The 23,933-nt window shown below is 35.1% G+C and carries 19 protein-coding genes; 3 read left to right on the top strand and 16 right to left on the bottom strand.

Features of this window, described 5'->3' with window-relative positions:
* Positions 1-378 precede the first annotated feature (378 nt).
* The 6 genes from DFQ03_RS05560 to DFQ03_RS05535 all read right to left on the bottom strand — a co-directional run bounded on the left by DFQ03_RS05560 (position 379) and on the right by DFQ03_RS05535 (position 9,692).
* Positions 379-2,604, bottom strand: a complete 2,226-nt coding sequence (locus DFQ03_RS05560) for a CocE/NonD family hydrolase (protein ID WP_208295893.1) — start codon at positions 2,602-2,604, stop codon at positions 379-381.
* Between the two features lie 46 nt (positions 2,605-2,650).
* On the bottom strand, positions 2,651-3,259 hold the full coding sequence (locus tag DFQ03_RS05555; RefSeq protein ID WP_133672189.1) for a hypothetical protein: 609 nt from the start codon (positions 3,257-3,259) through the stop codon (positions 2,651-2,653).
* A 129-nt stretch (positions 3,260-3,388) separates the two neighbouring features.
* Complete coding sequence (locus DFQ03_RS05550) at positions 3,389-4,111, bottom strand: LytR/AlgR family response regulator transcription factor (protein ID WP_133672188.1); 723 nt, start codon at positions 4,109-4,111, stop codon at positions 3,389-3,391.
* Positions 4,098-5,189: a sensor histidine kinase gene (locus DFQ03_RS05545; RefSeq protein ID WP_243834428.1), complete on the bottom strand. Its 1,092-nt coding sequence runs from the start codon at positions 5,187-5,189 to the stop codon at positions 4,098-4,100. The genes DFQ03_RS05550 and DFQ03_RS05545 overlap by 14 nt, the downstream gene beginning before the upstream one ends.
* Positions 5,190-5,511: 322 nt before the next feature.
* A complete protein-coding gene (locus tag DFQ03_RS05540) occupies positions 5,512-8,802 on the bottom strand; it encodes an ABC transporter permease/M1 family aminopeptidase (protein WP_133672187.1) in 3,291 nt (1,096 codons plus the stop codon).
* A 2-nt stretch (positions 8,803-8,804) separates the two neighbouring features.
* Complete coding sequence (locus tag DFQ03_RS05535; RefSeq protein ID WP_133672186.1) at positions 8,805-9,692, bottom strand: ABC transporter ATP-binding protein; 888 nt, start codon at positions 9,690-9,692, stop codon at positions 8,805-8,807.
* Between the two features lie 208 nt (positions 9,693-9,900).
* Between DFQ03_RS05535 and DFQ03_RS05530 the strand changes: the two genes are divergently transcribed.
* Together DFQ03_RS05530 and DFQ03_RS05525 are read left to right on the top strand one after the other, a co-directional pair.
* Complete coding sequence (locus DFQ03_RS05530) at positions 9,901-10,692, top strand: sensor histidine kinase (RefSeq protein ID WP_133672185.1); 792 nt, start codon at positions 9,901-9,903, stop codon at positions 10,690-10,692.
* Positions 10,692-11,393 (top strand): LytR/AlgR family response regulator transcription factor, encoded by a 702-nt coding sequence (locus tag DFQ03_RS05525; RefSeq protein WP_317128162.1) that lies wholly within the window; start codon positions 10,692-10,694, stop codon positions 11,391-11,393. The genes DFQ03_RS05530 and DFQ03_RS05525 overlap by 1 nt, the downstream gene beginning before the upstream one ends.
* 205 nt (positions 11,394-11,598) lie before the next feature.
* On the opposite strand, the gene DFQ03_RS05520 is transcribed toward DFQ03_RS05525, so the two are convergent.
* The 7 genes from DFQ03_RS05520 to DFQ03_RS19135 all read right to left on the bottom strand — a co-directional run bounded on the left by DFQ03_RS05520 (position 11,599) and on the right by DFQ03_RS19135 (position 16,971).
* Positions 11,599-12,078, bottom strand: coding sequence for a thioredoxin family protein (locus DFQ03_RS05520; protein ID WP_133672183.1), 480 nt, complete (start codon positions 12,076-12,078; stop codon positions 11,599-11,601).
* Between the two features lie 44 nt (positions 12,079-12,122).
* The gene (locus DFQ03_RS05515; RefSeq protein WP_133672182.1) at positions 12,123-13,166 is read right to left on the bottom strand and encodes a serine hydrolase domain-containing protein; all 1,044 of its coding nucleotides are present in this window, start codon (positions 13,164-13,166) and stop codon (positions 12,123-12,125) included.
* A 36-nt stretch (positions 13,167-13,202) separates the two neighbouring features.
* On the bottom strand, positions 13,203-14,057 hold the full coding sequence (locus DFQ03_RS05510; RefSeq protein ID WP_133672181.1) for a CPBP family intramembrane glutamic endopeptidase: 855 nt from the start codon (positions 14,055-14,057) through the stop codon (positions 13,203-13,205).
* 126 nt (positions 14,058-14,183) lie between these two features.
* Positions 14,184-15,293, bottom strand: coding sequence for an acyltransferase family protein (locus DFQ03_RS05505; protein ID WP_133672623.1), 1,110 nt, complete (start codon positions 15,291-15,293; stop codon positions 14,184-14,186).
* Between the two features lie 21 nt (positions 15,294-15,314).
* On the bottom strand, positions 15,315-15,917 hold the full coding sequence (locus DFQ03_RS05500; RefSeq protein ID WP_243834427.1) for an ankyrin repeat domain-containing protein: 603 nt from the start codon (positions 15,915-15,917) through the stop codon (positions 15,315-15,317).
* A gap of 188 nt (positions 15,918-16,105) precedes the next feature.
* Positions 16,106-16,714: a hypothetical protein gene (locus DFQ03_RS05495; RefSeq protein WP_133672180.1), complete on the bottom strand. Its 609-nt coding sequence runs from the start codon at positions 16,712-16,714 to the stop codon at positions 16,106-16,108.
* 134 nt (positions 16,715-16,848) lie between these two features.
* On the bottom strand, positions 16,849-16,971 hold the full coding sequence (locus DFQ03_RS19135; protein WP_262711551.1) for a hypothetical protein: 123 nt from the start codon (positions 16,969-16,971) through the stop codon (positions 16,849-16,851).
* A gap of 547 nt (positions 16,972-17,518) precedes the next feature.
* Here DFQ03_RS19135 and DFQ03_RS05490 point away from each other — a divergent pair.
* Positions 17,519-19,570 carry a helix-turn-helix domain-containing protein gene (locus tag DFQ03_RS05490; protein ID WP_133672179.1) on the top strand — a complete coding sequence of 684 codons (2,052 nt, stop codon included), beginning with the start codon at positions 17,519-17,521 and terminating at the stop codon, positions 19,568-19,570.
* A gap of 804 nt (positions 19,571-20,374) precedes the next feature.
* Here DFQ03_RS05490 and DFQ03_RS05485 read toward each other — a convergent pair.
* The 3 genes from DFQ03_RS05485 to DFQ03_RS05475 all read right to left on the bottom strand — a co-directional run bounded on the left by DFQ03_RS05485 (position 20,375) and on the right by DFQ03_RS05475 (position 23,927).
* On the bottom strand, positions 20,375-20,779 hold the full coding sequence (locus DFQ03_RS05485; RefSeq protein WP_133672178.1) for a response regulator: 405 nt from the start codon (positions 20,777-20,779) through the stop codon (positions 20,375-20,377).
* A gap of 469 nt (positions 20,780-21,248) precedes the next feature.
* Positions 21,249-22,334, bottom strand: coding sequence for a phosphoglyceromutase (locus tag DFQ03_RS05480; RefSeq protein WP_133672177.1), 1,086 nt, complete (start codon positions 22,332-22,334; stop codon positions 21,249-21,251).
* A gap of 6 nt (positions 22,335-22,340) precedes the next feature.
* On the bottom strand, positions 22,341-23,927 hold the full coding sequence (locus DFQ03_RS05475) for a fibronectin type III domain-containing protein (RefSeq protein ID WP_133672176.1): 1,587 nt from the start codon (positions 23,925-23,927) through the stop codon (positions 22,341-22,343).
* Positions 23,928-23,933 lie beyond the last annotated feature (6 nt).

Raw genomic sequence — 23,933 nt, 5'->3', positions numbered from 1 at the left:
ATTTGTTAGTACTTATTATTCCTTAGTTCATCAAATACATAAATGATTAAATTCATAATAATTAAAAACTTGATTTTCGTTTCTACAAAGATCCATCAAGAAGCAATATGCCTCTAAACACTTATGTAGCCTTATATAAAAAGTTTGATGATAGATTGAAAATTATGACGCAGTTCTATAAATTATGACGCAAACCAGCCTTCTTATTAAATCCTATTTTAATTTTTCTGATTTCATAAACATTTTTGAAAATAGATTATTTTTCAAAAATTAAGTTTTCCAAATACCTAAGAGCAGTAGCCATAAGATTCTTTCGATTATCACCCTTATCCGTTTCATTAGATGAATGATTGATGAGATATACTTATTAGAATTTGGTTATTCCTTTAGGGAATACCAAACCGGTAAAGAAATACTACTATTACCTGAAAATATAATTTTTAATGGGACTTCAGCATCTTTAATATTTTCTTCATTCACATCCTTCCCCGTTCCATAATTAAGTTGTGCATTATTGTTTTTATTCACATTGACCAGAGCTACCATCCTACTTCCTTTTTGTAGTTTTTTACTGATTAGTTTAGAATTGTTGAAGGACACTTGTATCTTTTTATTGGGAGTTAGCAGATGTCTGTGCTCCCTATCTTGAGCATAACTCGCTCTACCAATATAATAGCTTAAATGAAAGTAGTTACCTTCTGGCGTTAAGTGATATAGGATAACGGAATAATCAACATCTTTTTTATTGATAGTAAATTCAAGATTTCCGAGGAAGGATCCATTTATAATCACATCCTCCTCTAAGGGTTTCGATTTAAAAAGCAATCCATCCTTTATATTGATGTTTTCTTTTTCTAAAGGCCAAGGATAATACCCTGTGTTATTCATGCTTTCTCTATCTTTAAAATCAACGGTTAAGTTAATTTTGGAAGCATTCGATTTCGATTTAAGCTCATAAAAATCATCCATTTTATCATCACTTAATTGAAAAGTCAAGGTATCATTGGTCATGGCACTTAAACTCGGTTTGTGCATCCATGTATTGGTTCCCATTACCTGAAAATTCACTTTATCCTTTAGAATACTTGGTTTTTCTTTACCTTTTAAGATGTAATCGAACCATTGATAAACCAAGTCATATCTAATGTCAATTAAGGCGGCCTTATCTAATTTATAATCCCTTAAGAACTCCTGAGGTTGGGTTTGTGCCGTCCAATGATCGTAAGGTCCTACCAATACATAGTGATTTGGATTTTTTACATACTTAGTATGCTGGTCATAATAATATAGGGCTCCTCTTTGAGAATCGTCATAATAGCCTGTGATGGTCAAAATTGGAATGTTGATTTTTAAAAATTCTTGTTTATAAGGAATCATTTTCTTCCAGTAATCATCATAACTAGGATGCTGCATATAGGCATTCCATAATCTATTGACTTGACCATCCAAGCTATCCAATCTATTAAAGGCAACTCCAGTGGTATACCACGTATTTTTTAAGGTATTCCATCGAGTAAAATCTTGGGAGGCTTTAAAATCCAAAAACTTATTATTGGTTACATAAAAATTCCAAGAATAGGAATAATTATGTAGTATATTGTTTTCCATTGGATAATCAATTCCTGGTGCAATGGCTACCATGGGAACAATGGTTTTTAAAGCTGAATGCACTTTATATTTCATGGATGCCCATTGGGTAAATCCGTTATAACTACCACCGTACATTCCTACTTTTTGATTTGACCACGATTGTTTACTAATCCAATCGATCACTTCATAGACATCCGTATTTTCGTGTTCTAGAGGCTTTACCGGTCCTTTGCTTAATCGTTTCCCCCTTGTATTGGCGATTACTCCAACATAGCCTTTTGAGGCGGATAACATTGCCCCAGTCTCATTGGTACCTGAGTAAATAGAAGCAATTAAGATGGCCGGTTTCTTCGCTTTATCACTTTCTTTTCTTTCAACCACTACTACGGAAACCTCTGCCCCATCTTTCATGGGCACTATTATACTGTCATTTATTCTATATCTGCGTTTATGGTCTTGTTTTATGGCTTCAAAAAACAGATTTCTGGTGGATTCATAAACCGTTTTTAAGAAATATTTGTGGATTAAATTTTGTGAGGTTTCCTTTGAAATCGTTTCAGTAGTTATATTTTCATACGTACGTTCAAAATCAGAAATAAAATAGTCCGTACCATCTCTGGCAATTAATGTGTCATCTAAATTAAGTACCTGAAAATCATCGGCCTTTGTCACATAGGATTTATATAATTCTTTAAAGGCCACTTGAAAGTTAGGTGTGAGTTTTGCTTTGGCATACTGGTGATATAAATCTAAATAGATCTGTTCCGTTTTTGGCTTGTCCTTAGTTTCTTTCTCGATAGTTGCTATGGCATCGTCATATTTTTCACTTACGATTTGAACCTTGATTAAGTCTAATCCTGATAACTCTTTTAAAGGATAGGATGCGGCCAAGGCTTGCATATGATTGGCAAGCACCTTAGTATTAGACAATGGTACTTTTTTAAAGTCAAATCCTTGTCCAAAAGAAGTAAGATGAATTAGAGTCAGAAATAATATCAGCAATGTTCTTTTCATGGTTCCCTTTTTAAAAGTGCAATTGGAAAATGCTCATTTTTCATCTTTAGTTTGAATACAGTTTTAACTCCTCTTCGTATAAAAAATCATCTTGAGTTTGAGTAAGTTTTATAAAATTTTTTACAGCTGGAGCATACAACCAAACTTCATCCGTTTTGGCATTATAGCCTCTGGAATTTGTAATTACACCTTTGTATTGTATCGTATAAGCCATGAATGTTCCTGCTTCTACTGTTTCTTCCTTAAAGGATAAAACCTCTACATCTTGACTTTGCTTTCCTGTAGTACCATCTTGACTGGTCCAATTTTTTTCATATTTCCACTTTTTACCAACTTCCAAAGGCCAGTCATATCTTGGCGTTTCGCTTTCTTCCGGTTTTACAATGTCTGTTATTGGAATCGTATCATTACCCATTGTCATCCCCAAAACACCATCTGCAATAACTACTTCTCTTGTATCTTCTCCCTCTGAACGTACCTCGCCTTCGGTGGTAACACCTTTATACTTCCAGATCCATTTTTCTCCAACGGAATAATTGGATAAAGTAGGTTGCACAGCGATTTTTAAGGTGTCATTGGTGCATGAATATAGTCCCATAATGATCAAAACAATTAGAATTACAGGTAGGTGATACTTATTTTTGGAGTTACACATCTTTCTATTTTTTTAATTAAAATTTTATCTATTAAGCAAAGAAATGATGAATATATAAAGGTGTAAAGGGAAAGTACAGGAACGTGAATAAAAGAAAATAAGCGTAAAATTAATTTACAAACCAATCAATTATAAGCTATTCCAGTTTTTAAACTTAACAGACTGTCGGCTTGAAACTTCAATCTTTTCACCAGAAATCAAGATGATGTGTAGCTTATTATTAAAATGCGGGTGAATTTCTTTAATAAAATGTGTGTTGATAATTTGACTCCTATTGGCCCTAAAAAACACGGTGGTATCTAACTTTTTTTCCAGTAGATTCAACGAACGTTTAATCATAGCTTTTTTATCGCCAAAATATAGTCGTGCATAATTCTCTATCGATTCAATATAATAGATATCGGAAATTGGAATAAAGTAACAAGATTCGCCGTCTTTAATAAAAATCTTTTTATGCATGGGCAAAACATCTTGTGGCACCTTTGCCTTCTCTGCCAACTCCTGCTTTACTTTTTCTATGGTTTTTGCAAAACGTTCTTCCCGTAAGGGTTTAACCAAATAGTCCAATGCATTCAACTCAAAAGCTTTTACAGCGTATTGGTCATAGGCAGTTGTAAAAACAACTTCTGGAACTGTGGTTAATTCTTCTAATAAATCAAATCCTGACTTTTCAGGCATGTGTATGTCCAAAAACAATAGGTCTGGATCTTCATTCGCTATTAATTTTATGGCGGCATCCACATTGTTTGCCTCTCCAACCACGATAAATTCTGGATATTTCTTTAAAGCACGTTTTACCTCTTCTCGCGCTAAACGTTCATCATCGATAATAACCGCTTTATATGTTTTCATCTGTTTTATAGGGTACTAGTATAGTCGCTTGCACTATGTTATTATCTATTTCTTCTAAATTAAAAGAAGCCTCTTTGTTATATTGAAGCTCCAAGCGCTTCTTTAAGTTCATTAAACCTAAACCTCTTGCAGATTTAGTATCAGTTAATTTTCCTGGATTTTGAACTTGAATATAGACTTGATCTCCGTTCTTACCAATTTTCAAAGTTATTAGCCCACCTTCAATAATTTTGTCAATTCCATGTTTAATTGCATTTTCTAACAACAATTGGATACTCAAAGTGGGAATTTTAAAATTGGTTAATGTTTTATCAATGGTGATATCAATGGTCAATCGTTCTTCAAAACGAAGTTTTTCCAGCTCTATATAATCTTTTACTAAAGCCAATTCGTTTTTTATTGAAATTAGGTCTTTATCTTTTTCATATAAAGAGGAACGTAATAAGTCGGACAATAGGTCTATCCCACGTCTAGCTACATTAGGGTTCTCAACGATTAAGGACTTTATGGAATTCAAGGAATTAAATAAAAAATGTGGGTTTAGTTGAGCCGCTAAATTGTCTAATTGTGCTTGTTTCGCCACTAAGGAAAGTTGAGCATATTCTCTTGCAGTTACAACTTCTTTTTGATAATAATGATACAGGTGATACGCTAAAATCCAGATAGACATTAACCGTAAACCGGTAAGCAATATGGGGTCCCAATAAAGAAGCGATGCCCATATATCCTTATCCTGTTCTGCGATCAAGGTCCAGTAACCATACCACTTCATATTGTTTAAAAGCACATATAAAACAGCCAATAAAAGTATACTGGGAATTACACGAACAAGCAACCTTTGGATGGGTAATTGACTCCAATTTGCCTTTAAAGCATATGTTCTGTACATATGGGTCAGGAAAATTCCGATGCCTACATCCAAAACATAATTACAGAAAGTGTAAAACACCCCATAGTTATCCCTGGTATATACCGTGTATGCCCAATAAACAGAAACCGTACACCATCCTAATAATTGGCACTTCCAATAAAGGGCCTTTGTAGTATTACTTTTAAGTGTTTTTGTACTGATATTCATTCATATACAAAGAAACACATTGATTTTAAATACGGAAAGGAAAAATACATAGACGCAAGATTAAAGGTTTAAACGTAATTCAAATAAAAATTTCATTCTATGCCCATGAGCCGCCCCTCCACCGATAGCAATTAGGATTGGGCGTTATAACTAGTGTTTACCCGGGTCATTTCTATTCTTATAAATCGGACCTCTTGACCGCCTACGTCGTTTTAGTCATTGCCAGTTATTTGTAAGTTCGGTATTCCTTTTGATAAACTATAATTTTACAAGATGTTCAATCTTAATTCCTAAGCCTGGAAAAGTGCCATAAGGTAAGAAGTTACAATTCTACCGGTTTAACACTTTCAAATAGTTCAAGGATTATATGCTGAAGCGAATCAGGCGTAGCCGCTCTAAAATAGCTTAACAAGTCTTGACTGGTAGCATAGCAATTGGTATTCATTTTTAGTTTACCGTTGGTGGTATTCCAATCTTCCAAAAAGCGTCTTAAAGCTTTATTGACCTTCTCCTCGCCTATAACCTTTAGAAATTGATACATGTTGAGGGCACCTTTGGCATAGTACACATACTTTTGGTTTTCTACTAAAGCCAATGAAGGTTCCTTTAGAGCTTCTTTACCTTTTCCTTCTTTATACCTCTCTTTTTGAATCTCTATAAATTGAAGTAGCTTCTCCTCTGAATATTCTTGTTTTAAAACCATCATAGCTGCATACTGTGACAAGGTTTCTAAAATTAAATTTCTCCCTTTTACATTGGCCGCTTCTACCTGCATACCAAACCATTGGTGGGCAATTTCATGGGCAGTGACATAAAATGCCATATCTACATCGGTTTCATCATCAATATCTAAAACAAAACCTATAGATTCTGAGAAAGGAACAGTGCCCGGAAATGATTGTGCAAATTGCGCATAACGCGGAAACTCCATTATACGTAACTGTTCATATTGATACGGACTGAAATTTGTGCAATAGTAATCTAATGAGGCTTTCATAGCCGTCATCATTCTATCTATGTTGTACTCATGACCTTTATGATAGTAAATTTCCAGATCTACTTGTTTTGAAATTGAATCAGATTTTGAAATCCATTTACCTCTTTTTATGTCATATTTTGCTGAAACAATTGAGTAAAAATCAATCATTGGAATTTCCATTTTATAATGAAAATAATTGCGATTATTTTCTGTCCACTCCCTCAATAAATTACCAGGAACTAATGCTGTTTGGTCAATGTCTGTTCCTATAATCATTTCAAAATGAATACCATCAGAATCACTACCAGACCTTGCGTTAACTAATTCTTTCACGTCATTTCTATTTGCTCTATTTGTTCTTTCAGATAAATTATATTCTGAACGTTCATCCCTATCACTTAGCTCATATTTTCTGTTGTAACCTAATGTTGGAAAGTCTTTATTGTTAAAGAATGTTCCATTTTCAACAATATTAGCATTTGAATTACCTGCTTCAAATCCATTCGTAGTAAATGATTGCTTAAAGTCCATTTTAATTGAATCTCCAGGATTCAAAGGGCTATGCAACTGATAGATGGTATAATCGTAGGAAGCGTATGTATTATTTTCTGTTGCGCCTCCATCAAAAGTGACAGCATCTAATGTGATATTCTCTTCGATTAGTTTCTGAATATGAATCTCATTAATGGGTTGCGCGTTGGTATTTTTTAATATATAATACCCTTCCGCAGTATAATCTCTTGATACAGGATACAACTCCACTTTTAAATTCACATCTACTATTCTGGGCTGTGGTATATATTCAAACTGTTTGAGTTCCTTTTCATAACCTACTCTAAATTCAGTTGCTTTAGTATTGGTCCAATAAGTGTTTAAAATATTCGTATTGTAAAAGATTAAACTTCCCATGAGTATAAATACTAAAAAGACCATAGAACCAACTTTAAAAAGCGGCTTGCTCAATCTGTTTTTGCTAGCTCTTATGCGTTGTATTAAATTGGTTTCAGTACCTCTTACGTTTACTAAAGACCCAATAATTAGTAATAGTATTCCGAAGAGAAACCAATATGATTTAATTAACAGATAGGGTTTTAAAAAATGACCATAACCATTCATATCAGAATACGTTCCTAAAGCACTGCCTCCGAAAAAATATAAATCGTGATCAAACCCGAATAAACCTAAAGCAACATTGACTATAAAAAATATAATCACCAACATTATGCCTACAAACTTATGGTTTACCACAGATTGAATAAAAAATGCAATGCATGTATACAGTGCTAAAAACGGTAAAATTTCTAAGAAGAAACCATAAAAATAGACTTGGAATTCATATTTGTAATACCCACTTAATGTTTGAAATAGAATTCCTGAACCAATTAGTGCGAGCATTAATACTACATACACTACGTTTAATCCAATGTATTTACCAATTAGTTTGATAAAACTAGATATTGGTGTTGCGTCATAGATCAAATCTAATTTAGCACCTCGCTCTTTCCATACCAATTCACCTGAATAAAACACTAAAATTATTATGAAGAAATAAATAGATGTTTCTTTGAGTTCTTCAACAATAAAATAGGTTGCTGGATAGCTATCAACACCATATACAGTTCCAAGATTTACGGAATTAATGAGAATGATAATCATCCCACAAATAACAATTCCCCAAAATGATGCTTGCTTGCAAATATCGATAAAGTAAAACCAAGTAAATTGTTTTAATTGATTCCATTTTGAAAGTAATCCATATTGCTTTGTAGCTTCAGGAATTTCTATACCACTAACAACACTAGTGCTTTTACCAACTAATTTTTCAACTTGCTTTCTCTTTGATTGCTTTTCTTTAACAACATTAAAATTGAATTTTTTATAACCATAGATTAGCGCGAGTATTCCTAGAGACATCCAAAATAGTTTGTTATATAGCAATGCTCCAATAAAAGGAAGTTCTTGTGTGCTTTTTTCTAAAGCTGACCAAGACTTTGTCGCAAAAGTGGTTGTTGTTAGCGAAAATGGATCTAGAATGGCTTGCCAAAATTCATTAGTGATAGCTTTGGTTAGCATAAAAACCACAAATAAAATAATACCTTGTGTATAGACTACTACCAGGTTTCTGCTTAAAGCACCTGTAACAAAAAATAACGAAGCTCCAAAAAATAACGTTGGTAACGTTACCATTAAAAATGTCTTTATATAAACAATGGCATTAAACCCTAATAGATCTTCTGGATTATGCCATGGCATAAATTCGCTTAGCATCATGCCAAATAAAATACCTGTAAATGCAAATAGCAAAACTGCAAACGATCCTAAAAATCGACCTAGTAAATAATCTTTTTTGTTGATTGGTGCAGAAAATAGCAATGATTCAATATTGTATTCAAAATCCCTTAGTACAGAAACGCCCATTATCATTGACGCTAAAATCATAAATATACCGGTAATGGCTCCCATTGTTTTTGCAATCACTATGGGTGAGTTTTTTTTCATAAGTCCCATTTCTGAACCTTGAAAAATAAAGTCAACACCAACAATTGAAAATAGAAATAGAAAAAGGAAGAATACATAAGTATCTGGTCGTTTAATTCGGTATTGTATTTCGAACTTAAAAATAGTATACCACATAACTAATTAGATTTAAGGTTAGTAGTATTGAATATTTCCGAAAAATAGACGTCCTCTAATTCGGCATTAATAAGCGAAAAACCGTCTCCTGGATTTGTATCACTTACGATATGAATGGTTGGTTTTCCAAGAAATAATCGTTCACTGATGACCTGATAATTTTCTTTATATAGGTTCAATTCTGATTTCTCGATTGTTTTTTTATAGACTTTATCTTTTAGGCCTTCTAGTATTTGCAACGGCTGCCCTTTTAAGCATACTTGTCCTTGATTAATAATGGCCATATTTGTGCAGAGTTCTTTGACATCGTCAACAATGTGTGTGGATAAAATAACCACGGTATGTTCCCCAAGCTCGCTTAGAACGTTGTAAAATCGATTGCGTTCAACGGGATCCAATCCTGCTGTTGGTTCATCAACAATAAGTAACTTCGGATTGTTAAGTAAGGCTTGTGCAATACCAAAACGTTGCTTCATCCCACCAGAAAATCCTTTAAGGTTTTGTTGTCGTACGTCATATAAATTGGTTTTATACAAAAGCGCTTTCACTAATTCTTTGCGTTCATTTTTATTAGTGATGCCTTTAAGCACTGCAAAATGATTAAGTAACACCTCTGCCGATATTTTTGGGTACAAGCCAAATTGTTGCGGCAAATAACCTAATACCTGCCGCAATTCATTTTTTTGTTTCAATCCATCGATGTCTCCAAGAACAATGGAACCAGCATCGGCTTCTTGCAGTGTTGCAATAGTTCGCATTAACGTAGACTTGCCTGCACCATTTGGGCCTAAAAGACCAAACATCCCTGTTGGTATATCTAGTGAAATGTTTTGTAAAGCTTTAATCCCGTTTGAATACGTTTTTGATAGATTGTCAATTCTAAGTTCCATATTGTTCGTTTTTTGATTGATTGAGGCAAACTTATGGTGGGCCTTAATTATAAAAAACAAAAAGTGACACATCTGATGTTAGGCGTGATACAACACCTTAAGAAGGGTACAAACGTACTTTATCCCAACTAAGTAGGTGTTTATCCCTGTGTATCTATTGTTTGTCAACTAATTTGTAGGAGGAATTTTATTTAATTAATCTTGACCTATGAAGTTGAAAATTTCAGATAGAAAAAAGAAAATTATAAACAGGGTTTATAAGATATCCCTTGTAATTATAGGTATAGTCATTGTAATCTTTAATGACACTTTTGGTAAATTAGAAGGGTTTGCTGAGTTTGTTGTATTGTACTTTATTCTCTTAATCATTACAATTGCCCACTGGGTTTTTAAACAGATCAAATCAATTATTCGATTAAAGAATGAAAAAGAAAAAACAGAATTACTGCATTTAAAGAGTCAGGTAAACCCACATTTCTTCTTCAATACACTCAACAATTTGTATGGATTGATGGAAAAAGATTCTAAGGAAAGGGAAATGGTACTTAAACTTTCTGATATGATGCGATATAGTATTTATGAGGGCCAAAAAGATTGGGTTACCCTTAAACAAGAATTAGATTACTTAAAAAACTATATTGAACTTCAAGGAATACGCTATCATAAAAAGTCTGATGTTCAATTTAATTCTGAAATTGAGAATCCGCAAGCTAAAATTATGCCTTTACTATTTATTATTCTAGTAGAGAATGCTTTTAAGCATGGCTTGGAAAATTTAGAAAAAGACGCGTATATCCATATTAACTTAACCGAAAAGGATAATAACGTAAATTTCATAATTGAAAATAATTTTGAATTACAACAAACACCCAATACAGAAGGTATTGGTTTAAAAAACTTAAAGAGAAGATTAGAGCTAGTTTATCCAAATAAGCATGTTCTTTCTTTTGACGTAAACACAACTAGTTATACAGTTAAACTATCTCTAAAATTAAAATAATGAGATATCTAATCATAGATGATGAACATATAGCCCATAAGATTATCATGGAATATTGTGAAATGCTTCCGCATATGAAGTTGCAGAAAAACTGTTATAGCGCTTTGGAAGCGCTTGAGTATTTAAATTCACATCAAGTTGAATTAATCTTTTTAGATATAAATATGCCCAAATTAAAAGGATTTGAATTTTTAAGAACCTTAACATCACCTCCTAAAGTTATTGTCACGACCGCCTATAGTGAATTCGCAATTGAAGGCTACGAATTAAACGTTGTAGATTACCTGTTAAAACCTTTTAGTTTAGAACGTTTTTTGAGTGCTATTAATAAAGTAACGTCTTCGACCATTAGTACAATAAGTATGGGAAGGCAGCAGAATATAAAGCCTGAAGGAAAGCATATTTTTTTAAAGCAAAATAATAGTCATGTTCAGGTAGCTATAGATTCCATACTATTTATTGAAGCTTCTGGAAACTATACCAAAGTTGTTACTACTGATGGCATCATCAGCATTCGAGAAAAAATATCGGATACGATACAATTATTTTCAGACAATGATTTTCTTCAAGTTCATAAGTCTTTTGCAGTTGCAAAAAAGCATATACGTAGTGTAGAAGGCAACAGAATTTACATTGGAGATCATAAAGTTCCCATAGGACAGACTTATAAATCAAATGTCAATAAACTATTATTAGGTTAACCGTTGTGAAGGAATCCTAGTTAGTTTTAGCCTAAACGTTTCAATAATCTGAGCATCAAACCAAAAGATATTTGCATAACTTTCGTCTAAAGTATCACCCAATTTTATTATGGCTGCTTTTGGAAGCGAAATGTCTTTAGTCTTTTGTAATTTACAAGATGTATAATGTCGTTTTTTATATCAGGCGCTTCTACCTTACTTAGAATTAGGGCAAATTCAAATTTTTAAGTATTTCAAGGAATTTTGTTCTCCCAACCTTTCCTACAGCGTAATCAATTACATTTCCTTCAGAATCAATAAAAACTGTAGTTGGGGTAGCGCCAATGTTATAGTGCTTTGCGAGTTCTTTAACATTAGGGTCATCAATATTAATCTCAACGGGTATAACTTTCGCATTAATGGCATTCATAGCTTCTTTGTCTCCAAAAATTTCACGCTTCATAATGCGACAAGGCGAACACCATTCCCCGGTAAAAAATAACATTATATTTTTGTCAGAACTGTCAGCAAGCTTTTGAGCAGACACCATGTCATCATTCCAAACCATATCATTTGAAGGCACATAGAATGAATACCATGCATACCAAAGAGAAACAACAAGGAAAGTGAGCCAGAACCAGCGCCAAAAAGGATGAGATTTAGTTTTCATGAGCTTGGGGGTATTGTTTGATGCATTTGTTTCCATAGTATCTGTTTTTTTTATCAAGAATATTAATTTTAGGGTATTGGTTACTTTCTCCTTTTCAGGATTTTTACAATTCTATTATTAATTTTTTCTGAGACGTTCCAAGAGTATCCGCCACTGGTATTTACAAATTGAACAACCACAGCATCAATATCTTTGTGATATTTGGCAATACTGCTGTAACCTGGTAATAATCCAGTATGTTCATATACATAGATTGACGAATAGATAGCTTGTTCCTTATCATTTAGCAATGAGCCTTCGTTCAACGCCCTCAAGAATATACCCACGTCCTGTGCTGTAGCCACCATGGAGCCGGCAGGGCTTACAAAATCATTGGGCTTTAGGTCTGGCTCATAATCCACGGCATATCCGCTCATTACATCGTCTAAATTCACTTCACTTAGCAAACTGTAGGTATGGTTGAGCCCGAGGGGCATTAAAATTTCTTTTTTAATAAATTGGTGATGACTATATCCCAATGTTTTATCCAAAATATCGCCAATCAACAGATAATTGGTATTTGAGTACCTATATTTTTTATCCGGTTTAAAATCGGCAGGAGTATCGAGGACCAAATCGAGCGATTCTTTGGTATTTTTCGAATAGTCGTTTATCCAAAAATCTGGAGAGTCGGTGTAATTCGGAATACCACTCCGATGTTGCACCATCATTCTCAAGGTGATTTTATCCGCATTTTCAATTCGTCCCACTAGTTCCGGCATATAATCAGTGAGCGTTTTGTCTAAAGACAACTGATTGTCATTAACTAATTTTGCTACGGCAACAGCAACATACAACTTGCTAATGCTGGCAATCCGGAATAAAGCTTTTGGGTTGGCAGGAATTTTATTCTTTCGATCCTGCCAACCAGCGGCATAAAACTCAGGTGGCTTACCAGCTTGGTCTACATAAACAATCATGCCGTCCAATCCGTATCCAATAGCATCATTGACCTGTTCTTGAACCGTATCAGGTAATGGTGTTAACAGTAATCTTAGCAAAATCCATGGTACAAAGAATAGTGAGCTGATGCTTGCCATAATTAATATGATTTTGAGTATTCGTTTTGATTGTTTCTTTGCCATAATACGGTTGTTTGTTTCATTTTATTGTCTTAAAACCTATAGGTTCTCAACTTTTGCCTTTCGCCAAAAATAGATGGCAAATAGCGTCGTAATAATCGGTAGCATGAGTCCGTATTCATCTATCCAAAAAGTAGTGCGGTCATTTGTTATCGTCAACGGCGTTAAAATCTTCTGTATGAATATATTGTGTACGGAATGAAATAGGGCCGCAGGCCACAAGCTGTTGGATTTAAAAGTATAGTAGGCCAAAATGACCGAAATTGCAACTATCATTACGGTAAAAGCTGTAATGTGTAGCAACAGGTTTCCACTTCCCTTGTATATCAAAAAGATAATTGGCCAATGCCATATCGCCCAAATTAGGCCGCTAATTATAGAAACAGTGCCAAAGGAAAATAGTTTCCGAAGTTCGTAGATGAAGAATCCCCGCCATCCAATTTCCTCGCCCAATGTCGAACCAATGTTCTTTACAACACCAACAATAGATAAGAGAACAATCATAGTCAATAGTATAATAGTACTACTAAAACCTTCCATGCCTAATTCTTGCGACCACTCGGTGATAGTTTCCTGATTGATCACATCTCCAAAACCGATAACCCAGATTAATATATAAGAAATCATAATGTAGGCTACCGGAATCAAATACGATAGGCGTAAATTTTTCAAACTTTTCAGACCCCAAGAAAGACTTGAAATCGGTCTTTTCATTAGCTTCAATGTAATGAAGGCCGAAAGTGCAGGGCACATCATCAAAGCTCCGACATAGATACTTGTCGGATTCAATCTCAGTATTGCATAGTAGCAAACAGCACTTAGCAAGGTTAAAATTCCCAAAAACAACAGTATTGTTTTCAAGACTTGTTTTAGATGGCTTAATTTTTTCGACATTTTAATATTTTTAAAGAAGACTTAATAAACCTAGGCTTGTTACATTTCAACTTTCAAGACTATCAAAAAAGCAACATGAAAGTATCTTAAAAAGTGTGACCAATCGTTCGGTTTTTTAAATTGGAACTAATTTGAAGAGTCCTTAATTTTTAGATTATACATTTTCATGAGCTTTTTTGCATTATTGGATTTCCATTTAAGTCCAAACAATGGCTTTAAGAATCCAATCCTTTTAATCATAAATTCATAAATGAGATAGCAGGCTAAAACTGTAAAAGCTACAATACCTACGAATTTCAATAAGATAGGTATTTCCAATGGCAATATGAACATAGCCCCTGCGTACAAAACAAACATGTGTATGATATAAACAGGATACGCTGCTTGGCTCAAATAAGTCAGGATTTTACTTGGTTTGTTCAAGTACTTATATCCGAGGCCGAAAACGCCGAAAATCCAACAATTGGATTCGATAGCCGTAAGATAACCGGGTGCTTCCGTCGCGTAATTAAAATATCTTATACCGAACATCACGACGGCCAAACCAATATATAACCAGCGCCATTTTAAAACGGTCTGCCAGAATGTTTTACCACTGTACACGAAAAGAAAGCCGAAAAAGAAGGCCAAAAATCCAATAACAAAGCCATGCCAAGTCTGGGCGTATAATGCAAACAGCGAGGGCTTTACCAACAGAACCTCTAAGACAAAAAATAGGGATACCAATAAAGGCCCACCAGGATGGCTCATTAGCCACAATAACACTCTTTTAATTTTACCGTTTCCATTCTTTTTTAAGTAGTAAAAAAAAGGCAAGAGCAAGAGTACGTACACAAAGATATTTCCCAAGAACCATAAATGACCTTGATGGGGGAAATACCCCAAAGGCATGTTATAGTATTCCTGAAAAATAAACATGTGCAGGGTGGTAATGGCAACGATACCAAATAGGAAAGGCAAGAGAATCCGCTTTGCGCGCTCTAAAAGTAATTGCCTCCAATTTCGTTTACGCATAGCGAAATAAAGCCCCATTCCGGAGACATAAAATAACAACGGAATTCGCCAGACGTTGAGCATGGTCATTGGTTTCCATAGGCTCTCTAGGGATTCATCGCTCTTGATAAAACCAATGAACATGGCCCAAGGCTGGAATATGATGGCTATGTGATAGATGAGTAGCAAGCCTATTGCTATGACCCTTAGCCAATCAATGTCGTATCTTCTTTCCGTTTTCATCATGTTTAATTTTAAAATCGATTATTGCAACATCATTGCTATGACCGGACGGGTTTTTTCGATTTCGGTCAACTCAATTTTCAAACCTATCGGCCCTAATTGTTGCTGTAGCATTTCATAAATGGGTTTTATTTCTCCAAATGGCCCTATTACACTTTCCCTTGGTGTCATACCAAAGTTGTTTTTAGCGGACTTATCGGCTTTGGCATCAATAAGCGTCTGTACGACTTCGACTCTACAAAAGAATGCGGCCGTATGCAAAGCTGTTGCACCATCGTTATTTTTAGCCGATAAATCCGCACCGGCATCAATAAGGGCTTGCGCAATTTTATGCTTTCCAAAGCTCGCGGCAGTGATTAGTGGTGTGGCCCCGGTCATAGGGTCTTTTTTGTTCAAATCTGTTCCTGCCGAAATATGCTGTTTAACAGCTTCAAGATTGTCCGATAGTATCGCTGTTTGAATATCCATTTCTGGTGCATCAACTACCGACTTGGTTTCGGTACTGGTGGTTACTTCGGTTTTTGATTTACTGCTTGTTTGACCACATGCGGTCGTAAGTAAAAGAAGACCTAATGACATGTATCCCAAGGTTCTTAATGTGATAATTCTAAATGGTTTATTCATGATTATGTTATTTAATTTTAATAGGTATTCGTGAATCTTTGATTTCATGATTATCTTTTTTTTGATTATTGCTATTATTTTTTCTTTAGTAAACGACCTCGGGGCAAGCCCGCAATGCATTCGTAGGAAACGGACTTTTAATTTCGAGGCAAGCCTTGGGGTATTATACCCTTTGGCGGTGCAAATGATTAAAACCAGCTAAAGCCAATTCCTAAACTAAATTGCACCACCTCTCTGTCATTATTATTATCTAGCTTTACACCACCCAGGAGTAATTTGGATTGGACGTTTAAGGCAAATTTGTTTTTTCTGTACACTTCGTAACCCGTGCTCGCCATAACAGCTAAACCCGTATTCCAATCGTCATTTATGTTATCTTCAATATCATATAAGGCAGGGCCATCTAAGGCTAAACCGGCACCACCATGTATCCACCACCGGTCTTTTACCCAGTATTGAACAGAAGGTATAATGCCTCCAAAGTGCCTGTCGTTATCATTAAGCGTGTAAATCATTCCAGGTGCAGAAACGGTAACGGCTAAACGGTTGTTTAGCATATAGCCAAACTTTAATTCAGGAAAAGTGCCACCGCCTTGGGTATCATCAAAACTTTGGGTTCCAGCACTATCTTCTATACTGATTATACCACCACCTAGACCAAATTCGAACATAAAACCATCTCGGTTAAAGATGTTTAGAGTGTTAGAATTATTTTGTGCAAATGCTAGTGCAGATATTAAAGTAAAGGCAGCACACGCCACTTTTAACTTAGCTTGTTTTTTGATTGTTTTACTCATGTCTTTGTTATTTAATTTTAATAGGTATTCGTGAATCTTCGATTTCATAATTACATTTTTAATTATTGTTATAATTTTGTTATGGTAAGGGATAGACTTTGATTAGAGCCTAACCCTTTTTCCAAACCAACAAACTAGGCTTCTAAATGAAGGTAAGGTCTGGAATTTGACCAATGGATTCTCTTGCTATCCTTTACATGGGTAAGAAAGGTGAGCCTTCTAGATTCCGTTGGTGAGTGATTGATGATTGTTCTCATAACTGTATTGTTTTTTGATAAATTCTTATTGACCGTGATTAGCGGTTAAAATTCCGGGGCTGCGCCCATTGGGTTCTCTTGCTGTTGCTGAAAGATGAGAAGTACTGGCCTGTTCTAAATTCCGTTGCGGTTCTTGTGATTGATGCTTTCATGCTTTATTTGTTTTTATAGATTGTTTACTTTTTTTTTGATTCAGATTATCTGCTGAAGTTTCTGTATTGTGCCCACTGCGCCCTTTTGCTGCTACTAAAGGATGAGAAATACTGTCCTGTTCTTGATTCCGTTGCTGTTCTTATGATTGATGTTTTCATAATTATTATTTTAAATTGTTTTGTTATGACTTTTGTTGGTACAAAGATGCCATCGAACTTGAAGCAACCCGTATGAGCTATGCGGAGAGCTATGTAAAGTTTCAGGAGACCATAAAAATTATGGCGCAACGATGTAACTTATGATGCAAACGATGCTTTATCCGGTAAATCAATGACTGCAGGGTTAACGCATAATTCTCTAGATTTTCCCTAATTTAGAGCCAGCAAAAAACAACATGTCAAATCCATCGCCCAAAAAACCAACCTTTATCGAACAAGCGGAAGCCATAATTCTGGAGAATTTGGCCAACGATCAATTTGGGGTGTCCGAACTTGCGGAAGCTACGCACATGAGCCGATCCAACTTGCTCCGGAAGATCAAGAAACAGACACAGCTTTCTGCAAGCCAGTTTATACGTCAAGTCCGTCTTAAAGAAGCAATGAATCTGTTAAAGGAAGATGCTTCAACGGTTTCGGAAATTTCATATCAAGTAGGTTTTGGAAGCACTTCCTATTTCATTAAATGCTTTCGTGAACAGTACGGATATTCCCCTGGCGAAGTTGGAAAAAGTGATGTACAAGTAGAAATCGAACAGGTTAAGCCAAACTATTTGAAGCTTTACAAATTGCCGCTTATTGCTGTAACATCCGTTATACTTCTGGTTGTTTCCTTTTTAATTTTTAGTAAAAACGATAAGGTTCATCAATTGGAAATTGAAAAATCCATCGCAGTATTGCCCTTTAAAAATGAGAGCAGCGATTCCACCAATCTTTATTTTGTAAACGGGTTGATGGAATCTGCATTAAACAACCTTCAGAAAATTGAAGACTTGCGGGTCATCAGTAGAACCTCGGTAGAGAAGTACAGAAAAACCGAGAAGGGCATTCCAGAGATTGCCGAAGAACTTGATGTGAACTACTTGGTAGAAGGTAGTGGCCAACGAATCGGAAATCAGGTGTTACTCAATATTCAATTGATCGAAGCTTCATCGGACACCCCAATTTGGTTGGAACAATACAATCGGGAAGTAGTAGACATCTTTGCTTTACAAAACGATGTGGCCAAAAAAATCGCGGATGCCATTGCAGCCGTCGTAACACCGGCCGAATTGGAGCAAATTGAAAAAAAACCAACTGACAATCTATTGGCCTATGACTACTACCTACAAGCATTGGATCCTTATTATTCGCGCACTAATGAAGGTTTGGAAAAGGCCATTTCATTATTTGAAAAAGCTATAGAGCAGGATCCGGAGTTTGCCTTGGCCTATGCCAACATCGCTATTTCATACTATCTGCTCGAAATGTCCCAACTCGAAAAGCAATACACCGAAAAGATTAATAGCTTTGCGGATAAGGCCTTACTTTATGATTCAAAATCTGCCGAAAGCCTAGTCGCCAAGGCATTTTACTACATACAAACAAAGGAGTACAAATTGGCCTTGCCCCATCTTAACAAGGCACTGGAGTACAACCCTAATTCATCTTTGGCGGTGCAAATGCTTGCGGAATTTTATTCTCACATGGTTCCCAATACCAACAAGTACCTAGAGTACGCATTAAAAGGGGTCCAGCTAAATGTAGCGAGTGATTCCTTCACTCAGAGCTATACTTATTTACAGCTAAGTAATGCGCTAGTGTCATCAGGATTTGCAGATGAAGCCTTAAAATATATCAATAAGTCGTTGGATTATAACGCTGAAAACTATTTTGCTCCGCACCTAAAGGCATTTATTCTGTTCGCCAAGGATGGTAATATTGAGCGTATCAGGAATTTGCTGATTGAGGAATGGAATAAGGATACGACTAGGCTCGATATTTTACAGGACATAGGGAAGTTGTACTACATCGAGGAAAATTATGACAGTGCCTATTTCTATTTTAAAAAATTTGTCGAAACCAGGGAAGCAAAGGGACTGGATATTTATCTACAGGAAAACGTCAAAATTGCACTGGTCTATAAGAAAATGGGTTTAGATACTAAAGCTGAGAAACTATTTAACGATTTCTCAGAGTACTGTAAAAATGATCAATCCATTTATAGAAGTGTGAATCTGGTTTGGAAATACGCTTATGAAGGAAAAATCAATGAGGCTATCGAACAGCTTAGAATATTTTCCGAAACAGAGAATTATCTGTATTGGTTTTTATTAATTGAAGATGAACCTTTGATTAAACCTTTAAAAAGTCATCCCGATTTTGAGGCCATCATGCAAAAAATAAAAGACAGGTTCTGGGAGAATCATTCTAAGCTCAAAAAGACTTTAGAGGACAACGAACTCATTTAATATGTTAAACCCCTATTTTTTGTAGTGCTTTATTGCCACAACAGTATAGTACAATTAGTACTATTTCATACAAATAACCCTATAAAGCCCCCCATCTGGTGATACTGATTTAGGAAATAGGGAAAGTTCCAAAATAGGGCCGAATTACAGTACCATTTCTAAAATATAAAATACCTTTTTAGAGGCTGTCCTGTTCATGGTCTCTTTTAGTAGTTTCGTTAATTGACCTTTTACGGGACTCAAACTGTTTGTGAAAATTCAAAATATTATAACCCTAACGTTCTACTGGGCAGAGATGAGTAATCTATTTAAGTGCAGTTTGATTAATTACTGCATTTTCCTCTAAAATAAAAAGATGGTGAATGGTAGATTTCATAACCAATTACTGTCAACTCTTATAATTTTTTAGTGCCAAAATGCATCAATAGTTTATTTGGGGTAGAAGCACATCTAGCCTAAATTTTTAATTATTTACAGCGAAAAATCTGTTCGGGTTGTTAAAAAGTCACCTATTCGGTGAGTATAAAAACTATAAGCTCTTTAAACCCCTATGCATAGGCGTTTAAGGAAAAAGGTTCTAGACCCTCCGGCTCCACAATTAAGCGCAACTCATTTGCGCTTTAGAACAAAAAAAGTCCGACAAGTAAACTTGTCGGACTTTTTTATTTTAAAGTGTTTGGTTTTTTTGACAGCCAGCTGCATTTACAGAACTGGAGCTAGTTGGGAAGACAGTTAGGTAATAATCTAGCTCCATTAGTAAAAACCATCTTTTCTATTATTTTCACTTTTAGTGAACGAAAAAGTTTACACCGCTATCTTACTCATAGCAATAATATCATTCAAATTTTTAGCAATTAAAGGTTTCGAAATAAAATCACGTACTAAAGAATAACTTTTTCCTTTTTCAATCTCTGTTTTATTAAAATGTGAACTTACAATAAATACTCGCGGTTTATTAGCTAAAGTTAATTCGTGAAACTTGTCCAAAAATTCCCAACCGTTCATAACAGGCATATTCAAATCTAACAAAATAATATCTGGCATTGGCTGACCCTTATCTAATTGCGATGTTAAATTTATCAACGCCTCTGCTCCATCTTCATAAATTAAAATATTAGCACTTATAAAATTGTTATGGTTTAAAAGAATTTTAGTCCCATAAACGCAAATCGGGTCGTCATCAATAATACAAACAGTATCTATATTCATAGCTAATAATATTTGTTAATCCCAGGGGGAAATTTAAAGCTTAAATTAACAGGATTTAACTTACAACTATATTTTGTAAATAACTAATGATTTCTATACAAAATGCAATACACAATAGGAATACCAAAGAATTTGGCTAGCAATTACTTAAAATATGCAGTAGAAAGTTTATAATAAAAGTACGAAACAATACACAACCGATTAAATAATAAAAAAATGACCATAAAATAAGAATTATGCAAAAATAGAACTACATCATATTTTTTAGGTTTTATCTTAGAATGATTCATTGACGATAATATTAAAAGGCTGTTATAATCTCAATAACCGCCCTTTTAATTTTTAATTAGTTACAAAAAAACCAACACCAAAATTAATTGGCATTGGCTTTTTAACAACTCTAAATTATTCTAAACTCACCGTAAAAATGGCGATTAATACTATCTTTTATTTAAAGAAATTGTCAATGTTATTTTAAGTTTATGGGCTTTGCCGACATTGACTTATCATCCGATTTTAAGCTTAATATTTTAGCTAACGTTGGTGCTATCTGATTTGCAAATAGTTGACCATTGCCCACTTCTCCAACAGGGTTTACCTTTGGTCCCAAAATAGCGATCCAAGTGTGCTCGGCTCCTTTTACATCTGTACCATGACTTGTCCATTTAGAATCTTCTTGAACACCATTTCCCCTACCATGATCTGTAGTGATTATGAAATAGGTATTGTCTTTGTAAAATGCATCATTTTGTACATAATCCCACAAATCTGCTATTAAAGCATCGGTATTGTGCAATGATTTCATATAAAAATCAAACTGACCGCCATGTGCAAAATCATCTGTTTCACCATAAGAGATGTACACCACTTTCGGATGGTTCTTTTTTACGTATTCTTTTGCATAATGATGCGTAAAAACATCTAAGCGCACACTTTCCCAAATTACGGGAGCCTCCTCTTGAATCTCATTTAAAAATTGTTCTTTTTCGTTCAGATCTCCAATTGCGTTCATATAGCCCGCATTAACAGGTATACCGCTTCTTTTGTCGTTGATGATGTACGGAAACACATCCCAACTAGCGAAGGCCGCTACTTTGTCCTTATATTCATCTTGGCTGTTTGCCAATTCTAAAACCGTTACGTTCTTATTATAATTTTTATCGTTACTATCAATATGGACGTCATCTGCCTTACCCGTTAAAATCTCATTGTACCCAGGGTAGGAAAACAGCATTTTATTGGTCAAATCTACCTTGCTCCCTTTATTTCTATTACCATACAATTGTCCTTCTTTAGCAATGGTATTCCAAAAAAAAGGCATGACCATTTCCCTATTTTCTTCGGTTGATTTACCCACAAATTTTTGGATCAGCAAATCTTTATTTTGTGTGAATTCACTATTCAATAGGTCAGTATCCATACCTGTGAATACATCTTGCCAGCGCACGCCATCCAACGTAATTAAAAACACATTGGGATTTTTATCTTCTTGGGCGTTTATCTGTGTGGTCACAAATAGCAATGTCACCAAAAACATTCTTAATAGTACTTTCATAATCAATTAATTATTTGTTTTAAACGACTGCGTTTTTGACCAATCGCTCCAATTTAAATGCTGGTCTCTATAACGTACACGCCAATAATAATTGGTATTTGGTTTTAGCCTTTTGGTAGGCTCATCGGTTAAGTTATCATTTTTTTGCCTGTTCTCCCCGTAATACCAGTTTTCAGATTGCTTCCAACTATCCAATACCAAATCACTGAAATCTTCGATGGTGGCTATTTGCCAGTGCGAAGCCGCATGGTAGGCATCTTTCAACGTGCTTTTAAAAGGTTGCGCCTTTAACATTCCTCCAGTGTACTCCACATTACCATTAAATGCTATAGCTTCTGGAGTATCAGGTTTATGTGCATTTGCGTAGATAACGATTTCATCGGTCTTTTCATTTTCCCTGAACTTGTGTTCGTTACCACGGCTTATTCTTTTGATCGTAAATTTAGGGTTGTTCTTATTGGCGTCTACCTCAACCATAACAAAACCATACTCATCTTGGGTAACGCTAAACTCATCATAATCCCTACCTTCAAATTCTCCCCAATTATCTATTGCGCCTCCTGCCGAGGCTACGTTGACCCAAAGATGTTTATGATCTTTAGACTGTCCTCTTGAATAGCCATGCGTATGACCAAAAAAGTGCAAACTGGGTTTACCGGTTTTTGTAGTAAACTCTTCTAACATTTTTACCACTTTGCCAGAAGATTCCTCTTCACCGGGAATCCATAATTCTGATTTATGCGGATGATGCAATTGTGCGAAAACAAAATCGATTTCCGCATTCTTAGCCGTCTCTTCAAGCAATGATTTTAACCATGCAAATTGTTCTCTACTATCACGATAACCATCATTAGAATTCAGCCCGATGATTCTCGTATTGCCATAATCTTTATACCACCAATGTTCTGCATAGGCAGCCGTACCATTCTTAGGTAGACTGAAATACTTGAAATAATAGTTGGAGTTTCGTTCATGATTCCCCAATACAGGATATACGGGTACTTCAGCAAATAGATTTTGCGCGGGCTCAAAGAAGTCATTCTGCCATTGCTCATATTTTGCTCCGTTCTCCACCAAATCTCCAGGAATCAATACCATTGCCAAATCATCTGGCACGTCATTACCATATTCCGACTTTAAAAAAGGAAGCACTCCTTTATTTACTATTTCATTGAACTTATCTGGATTCTGATGATCTATTTGCATATCGCTCATCGCCAAAAAGTTGAACGATTCGTTATCACTAGCAAATGGAGGAGTTTTAAACTGAAAAATATCGGATACCAACTTACCGGTCTTTACTCGATAATAATACGTAGTAAACCTTTTGAGTCCGGTTAGGTGTACTTCATGAATACGAGAAGTACCGAAGTTAATATCATAAGCATTTCCGTTTGTCTTTTTCCCCAATTTTGGTGAAGTGCCATATTCCACAACACTCTCTTCACCTAACGATGTCTCCCACTTAACGGTAATTTCGGTAGGGTTTGCATCTTGCAAATAAGGCTGAACCACAAAAGCTGCCTTTTTTTGGGCATTCAGAACAGTTCCCCATAAAAGGATAACCAATACATTAAATTTTATTGTTTTCATACGTAT

The sequence above is a fragment of the Maribacter caenipelagi genome (assembly GCF_004364175.1).
In the GTDB taxonomy this organism is placed as follows: domain Bacteria; phylum Bacteroidota; class Bacteroidia; order Flavobacteriales; family Flavobacteriaceae; genus Maribacter; species Maribacter caenipelagi.
This window is presented reverse-complemented; position numbering and strand designations above follow the sequence as displayed.

Excerpts from the sequence above, each read along its gene's own strand:
- DFQ03_RS05560 (WP_208295893.1), bottom strand. The coding sequence starts at position 2,604 with ATGAAAAGAACATTGCTGATATTATTTCTGACTCTAATTCATCTTACT.
- DFQ03_RS05555 (WP_133672189.1), bottom strand. The coding sequence starts at position 3,259 with ATGTGTAACTCCAAAAATAAGTATCACCTACCTGTAATTCTAATTGTT.
- DFQ03_RS05550 (WP_133672188.1), bottom strand. The coding sequence starts at position 4,111 with ATGAAAACATATAAAGCGGTTATTATCGATGATGAACGTTTAGCGCGA.
- DFQ03_RS05545 (WP_243834428.1), bottom strand. The coding sequence starts at position 5,189 with ATGAATATCAGTACAAAAACACTTAAAAGTAATACTACAAAGGCCCTT.
- DFQ03_RS05540 (WP_133672187.1), bottom strand. The coding sequence starts at position 8,802 with ATGTGGTATACTATTTTTAAGTTCGAAATACAATACCGAATTAAACGA.
- DFQ03_RS05535 (WP_133672186.1), bottom strand. The coding sequence starts at position 9,692 with ATGGAACTTAGAATTGACAATCTATCAAAAACGTATTCAAACGGGATT.
- DFQ03_RS05530 (WP_133672185.1), top strand. The coding sequence starts at position 9,901 with ATGAAGTTGAAAATTTCAGATAGAAAAAAGAAAATTATAAACAGGGTT.
- DFQ03_RS05525 (WP_317128162.1), top strand. The coding sequence starts at position 10,692 with ATGAGATATCTAATCATAGATGATGAACATATAGCCCATAAGATTATC.
- DFQ03_RS05520 (WP_133672183.1), bottom strand. The coding sequence starts at position 12,078 with ATGGAAACAAATGCATCAAACAATACCCCCAAGCTCATGAAAACTAAA.
- DFQ03_RS05515 (WP_133672182.1), bottom strand. The coding sequence starts at position 13,166 with ATGGCAAAGAAACAATCAAAACGAATACTCAAAATCATATTAATTATG.
- DFQ03_RS05510 (WP_133672181.1), bottom strand. The coding sequence starts at position 14,057 with ATGTCGAAAAAATTAAGCCATCTAAAACAAGTCTTGAAAACAATACTG.
- DFQ03_RS05505 (WP_133672623.1), bottom strand. The coding sequence starts at position 15,293 with ATGAAAACGGAAAGAAGATACGACATTGATTGGCTAAGGGTCATAGCA.
- DFQ03_RS05500 (WP_243834427.1), bottom strand. The coding sequence starts at position 15,917 with ATGAATAAACCATTTAGAATTATCACATTAAGAACCTTGGGATACATG.
- DFQ03_RS05495 (WP_133672180.1), bottom strand. The coding sequence starts at position 16,714 with ATGAGTAAAACAATCAAAAAACAAGCTAAGTTAAAAGTGGCGTGTGCT.
- DFQ03_RS19135 (WP_262711551.1), bottom strand. The coding sequence starts at position 16,971 with ATGAGAACAATCATCAATCACTCACCAACGGAATCTAGAAGGCTCACC.
- DFQ03_RS05490 (WP_133672179.1), top strand. The coding sequence starts at position 17,519 with ATGTCAAATCCATCGCCCAAAAAACCAACCTTTATCGAACAAGCGGAA.
- DFQ03_RS05485 (WP_133672178.1), bottom strand. The coding sequence starts at position 20,779 with ATGAATATAGATACTGTTTGTATTATTGATGACGACCCGATTTGCGTT.
- DFQ03_RS05480 (WP_133672177.1), bottom strand. The coding sequence starts at position 22,334 with ATGAAAGTACTATTAAGAATGTTTTTGGTGACATTGCTATTTGTGACC.
- DFQ03_RS05475 (WP_133672176.1), bottom strand. The coding sequence starts at position 23,927 with ATGAAAACAATAAAATTTAATGTATTGGTTATCCTTTTATGGGGAACT.